The organism is Burkholderia sp. Se-20378 (genome assembly GCF_017104665.1).
GTDB classification, from domain to species: domain Bacteria; phylum Pseudomonadota; class Gammaproteobacteria; order Burkholderiales; family Burkholderiaceae; genus Burkholderia; species Burkholderia lata.
This window is the reverse complement of the sequence record NZ_JAAGPG010000570.1, coordinates 1-5,018: the sequence shown is the minus strand read 5'-3', so window position 1 is coordinate 5,018 and position 5,018 is coordinate 1. Positions and strand designations below refer to the sequence as shown.

Sequence of the window (5,018 nt, the reverse complement as noted above, 5' to 3'; positions counted from 1 at the left end):
GCACACACATCCTTTCCGAATCGACGGCGCCCGGCGGCGCGAAAGCATTCATCTATGCACATCCACATTCTTGGCATCTGCGGCACCTTCATGGGCGGTCTCGCCGTACTCGCGCGCGAGGCGGGCCACACGGTGACGGGTTGCGACGCGGGCGTCTATCCGCCGATGAGCACGCAGCTCGAGGCGCAGGGCATCACGCTGATCGAGGGCTACGGCGCCGAGCAGATCGACCTGAAGCCGGACCTGTTCGTGATCGGCAACGTCGTCACGCGCGGCAATCCGCTGATGGAGGCGATCCTGGATCGCGGCCTGCCGTACGTGTCGGGCCCGCAGTGGCTCGGCGAGCACGTGCTCGCCGGCAAATGGGTGCTCGCGGTCGCGGGCACGCACGGCAAGACGACCACGTCGTCGATGCTCGCGTGGCTGCTGGAAGACTCGGGCCTGAATCCGGGCTTCCTGATCGGCGGCGTGCCGCTGAACTTCGGCGTGTCGGCGCGGCTCACCGATTCGAGCTTCTTCGTGATCGAGGCCGACGAATACGATACGGCGTTCTTCGACAAGCGCTCGAAGTTCGTCCACTACCGGCCGCGCACCGCGGTGCTGAACAATCTCGAATTCGATCACGCCGACATCTTCCCGGATCTTGCCGCGATCGAGACGCAATTCCACCATCTCGTGCGTACCGTGCCCGGTGTCGGCCGGATCGTCACGAACGGCCGCTCGGACGCGCTCGAGCGCGTGCTGGCGCGCGGCTGCTGGAGCGAGGTCGAGCGGTTCGGCGTCGACGGCGGCTGGCAGGCGCTGCCGGCCGAGGACGGCGTGCCGGTCGACGAGCGCTTTGCGGTGTATTCGCATGCGGAACGCGTCGGTGAAGTCTCGTGGCAGGTGCAGGGCGATCACAACCGCATGAACGCGCTCGCGGCAATCGCGGCTGCGCGCCACGTCGGTGTTCCGCCAGCGCAGGCGGCCGAATCCCTCGCGTCGTTCCGTAACGTGAAGCGCCGGATGGAAGTGCGCGGCAGTGTGGACGGCGTGACCGTCTACGACGACTTCGCGCACCATCCGACCGCGATCGAAACCACGATCGCCGGCCTTCGTGCACGCATTGGTCGCCAGAATGCCCGCATCCTCGCGGTGCTCGAGCCGCGCTCGAACACGATGAAGCTCGGCGTGATGAAGTCGCAATTGCCGGCGAGCCTGGCCGATGCCGATCTCGTGTTCGGCTACGGTGCGCCGACCGGGCGCGATGCGCTTGGCTGGAATCTGGCCGAGGCGCTGGCGCCGCTCGGCGACAACGCGCACGCATTCGACGATCTGCACCTGCTGGTGAAGTCCGTGGTCGCCGCCGCGCGCCCCGGCGACCACGTGCTCGTGATGAGCAACGGCGGCTTCGGCGGCGTGCACCAGAAGCTGCTCGATGCGCTCGGGAGCCGCACGTGATCCTGTATCTGCACGGCTTCCGGTCGTCACCGGAATCTCAGAAGTCGCGCCAGCTCGCCGCGCGCATGGCCGAGCTCGGCCGCACCGACGAGTGGCGGTGCCCGTCGCTGTCGGTGTCGCCGCTCGAGGCGATCGCGGTCGCGGAAGCCGAGGTGGCCGGCGCGCGCGACGTGACCGTCGTCGGCAGCTCGCTCGGCGGCTATTACGCGACATGGCTGGCCGAAAAGCACGGCTGGAAGGCGGTGCTGCTGAATCCGGCCATCGTGCCGCAGCGCGATCTTGAGCAGCACCTCGGCGAACAGCCGCTGTACCACGGCGGCGGCACGATCGTCGTCGAGCGCCGTCACCTGCATGAGCTCGATGCGCTGCGCGTGCCGGCGATCACGCGTGCCGAACGCTACTATCTGTTCGCGGCGACCGGTGACGAAGTGCTCGATTACCGCGAGATGCTTGCGCATTACCCGGGCGCGAAGACGCGCGTGATCGAGGGCAGCGATCACGGGATCAGCGAATTTGCCGACTATGTCGACGACGCTCTCGCCTTTTGCGACGGAAAGACGTCTTAAACCGGCCATGTGCCGATCGAATTCCCATCATCATGCGGCGCCGCCGACGCGGCGCCCGGCAGTCTGAACGAGAGTACTGAGTGAACGTTTTCTTCGAGGAATCGGGCAGTTTCAAGGCGGGCAGCGTGCTGTCGCGCCAGGGCGACGCGTTTCAGGTCGAGTTGCCCGGCGGGCGGCGTGCGAAGGTGCGCGCGAAAGACGTGCTGATCGAATTCGACAAGCCGGCCGCAGGCGAACTGATGCAGGAGGCCGATACGGCCGCGCAGCAGATCGATCTGGACTTCCTGTGGGAATGCGCGCCGACCGACGAGTTCGCGTACACGGCGCTGGCCGCGGAATACTTCGGCGCGACGTATGGGCCGGTCGAGCGTGCGGCGCTGGTGCTGCGACTGCACGGCTCGCCCGTCTACTTTCGACGCAAGGGGCGCGGCCAGTACCAGCGCGCGCCGGAAGAGCAGCTCAAGATGGCGCTCGCGTCGCTCGAGCGCAAGCGCCAGCAGGCGCTCGTCCAGGTGCAGTATGAAGAGGAACTGAAGGCCGGCAAGCTGCCGGACGCGTTTGCGGGCAAGGTGCTCGGGCTGCTGACGCGGCCGGACAAGAACGCGATCGAATACAAGGCGATGGAAGCGGCGGCCGGTGCGCGCGGCGTGTCGCCGGCGCGGCTGATGCTCGACTGCGGCGGCATCGCGTCGCCGCGTGCGCTGCACGAGGCGCGCTTCCTCGCGGAGTTCTTCCCGCACGGCACGGGCTTTCCGGCCGTCACGGTCGGCGCACTGCCGGACGACCTGCCGCGCGCGGACGTCCAGGCGTTCTCGATCGACGACATCACGACGACCGAAATCGACGACGCGTTCTCGGTCGAGCACCTGGCCGACGGCCGCGTGCGGATCGGCGTGCACATCGCGGCACCGGCGCTCGGCATCGTGCGCGGCGACCCGGTCGACGCGATCGCGCGCACGCGCCTGTCGACCGTCTACATGCCGGGCGACAAGATCACGATGCTGCCGGACGACGTCGTCGACGTGTTCACGCTGAAAGAGGGCGACTACCGCCCGGCACTGTCGCTGTACATCATCGTCAACCGCGAAACGCAGGAGATCGTCGCGAACGAGACGCGCGCCGAGCTCGTGTTCGTGAAGAACAACCTGCGGCACAACCACCTCGACGAGCTCGTCAACGAAGAGACGCTCGCGGCCGGCACCGGCGACTATCCGCACAAGGACGATATCGCCGTGCTGTGGCCGCTCGCGCAGGCGCTGTTCGAGAAGCGCCAGGTCGCGCGCGCGGGCTATGGCCTGAAGCGCGAGGTGCAGCGCAACACCGACTACAACTTCTACGTCGACGGTGAGCACGTGTCGATCACGCCGCGCCGCCGCGGGTCGCCGCTCGACCTGATCGTGTCGGAGCTCGCGATCCTCGCGAACTCGACCTGGGGCGCGTTCCTGCACGACCACACGGTGCCGGGCATCTACCGCTCGCAGCGCGGCTTCGGCGCGCCGGGCCCGAAGCGCACGCGGATGCAGACGACGGCTGCACCGCACGAAGGCCTCGGCGTCGCGCAGTACGCGTGGAGCACGTCGCCGCTGCGCCGTTACGTCGACCTCGTGAACCAGTGGCAACTGCTCGCGTGCGTGCAGCATGGCGTCACCGCGAAGCTCGCCGCGCCGTTCAAGCCGAAGGACGCCGACCTGTACGCGGTCGTGCAGGGCTTCGACGACACCTATACGGCCTACGCCGACTACCAGCGCCGGATGGAGTATTTCTGGTGCCTGCGCTGGCTCGCGCAGGAGCAGAAGAAGCAGGTCGTCGCGAGCGTCGTGAAGGGCGATCTCGTGCGCCTCGAGGAAATTCCGCTGCTGCTGCACGTGCCGGGGCTCGGCGTGCATGCACGCGGCACGCGCGTGCTGCTCGACGTGATGTCGCTCGACGAGCTGACGATCGAGGCATCGGTGCGGCTGCTGAACGTACTCGACGCGCCGACCGTGACGAGCGGCGACGCGGCTGAGGAAGAGGATGACGCCGAAGCCGGCGAAGACACGCTGATCGACGCCGAAGACGCGACGGCCGAAACCGAAGCCGAAGCGCTGGCGGAAGCGGATGGCGCGACGGCCGGTGAAGGCGGCGAAGCCGCGAACGGCAACGCCAGCGAAGAGGGGCGCGCATCATGAACGCGGTTGCGTCGACGAGCGGCGCCGACCGCTATGTGGTGTTCGGCAACCCGGTGGCGCACAGCAAGTCGCCGTTCATCCACGCGCAGTTCGCCGCGCAGACGGGCGAGGCGGTCGAATACACGCACCGGCTCGCACCGGTCGACGGGTTTGACGCGGCCGTGCGCGCGTTCGTCGCCGAAGGTGGTCGCGGTGCGAACGTGACGGTGCCGTTCAAGCTCGAAGCGCATGCGCTCGCCGACACGCTGTCGCCGCGCGCGGCAGCGGCGGGCGCCGTGAATACGCTGCGCATCGATGCCGATGGCCGCATCCACGGTGACAACACCGACGGTGTCGGCCTCGTGCGCGACATCGAAGCGAATCTCGGCGTGTCGCTGGCGGGCGCCCGCATCCTGCTGCTCGGCGCGGGTGGCGCGGCGCGCGGTGTCGTGCTGCCGCTGCTCGACCGCGCGCCGCTGTCGATCACGATCGTGAACCGTACCGCGAGCAAGGCCGAGGCGCTCGTCGGCCAGTTCATGCAGGCCGCGCACGACGCGGGCTGCACGCTCGCGGGCGGCGGCCCCGATGTCGTGCGCGCGGAGCCGTACGACGTGGTGATCAACGCGACGGCCGGCAGCCTCGATGCCGCGCTGCCGGAGTGCGACGCGGCCGCATTCGGCGTGGGCACGCTCGCGTACGACATGATGTACGGCGCGCAGCCGACGGTGTTCATGCAGCATGCGGCGTCGCTCGGCGCGCGCACGGCCGACGGGCTCGGGATGCTCGTCGAGCAGGCGGCCGAATCATTCTTCATCTGGCGCGGCGTGCGGCCGGACGGCGCGCCGGTGCTGGCCGCGCTGCGCCA

4 protein-coding genes are annotated in these 5,018 nt (G+C 68.6%); all 4 read left to right on the top strand.

Translation table 11 applies throughout. The annotated features are described in order from the left end of the window. Positions 1 to 54: 54 nt before the first annotated feature. On the top strand, positions 55 to 1,440 hold the full coding sequence (gene mpl / locus G3N93_RS33885) for a UDP-N-acetylmuramate:L-alanyl-gamma-D-glutamyl-meso-diaminopimelate ligase (protein ID WP_174939087.1): 1,386 nt from the start codon (positions 55 to 57) through the stop codon (positions 1,438 to 1,440). After that, complete coding sequence (locus G3N93_RS33880) at positions 1,437 to 2,006, top strand: YqiA/YcfP family alpha/beta fold hydrolase (RefSeq protein WP_206134924.1); 570 nt, start codon at positions 1,437 to 1,439, stop codon at positions 2,004 to 2,006. Before mpl ends, G3N93_RS33880 begins: the two co-directional genes overlap by 4 nt. 80 nt (positions 2,007 to 2,086) lie before the next feature. Then, entirely contained in the window at positions 2,087 to 4,174 is a 2,088-nt protein-coding gene (locus tag G3N93_RS33875) for a ribonuclease catalytic domain-containing protein (RefSeq protein WP_206134923.1), read from the top strand. Beyond that, on the top strand, positions 4,171 to 5,018 hold an 848-nt coding region (gene aroE / locus G3N93_RS33870; RefSeq protein WP_206134922.1), incomplete at its 3' end, for a shikimate dehydrogenase. The genes G3N93_RS33875 and aroE, both read left to right, overlap by 4 nt.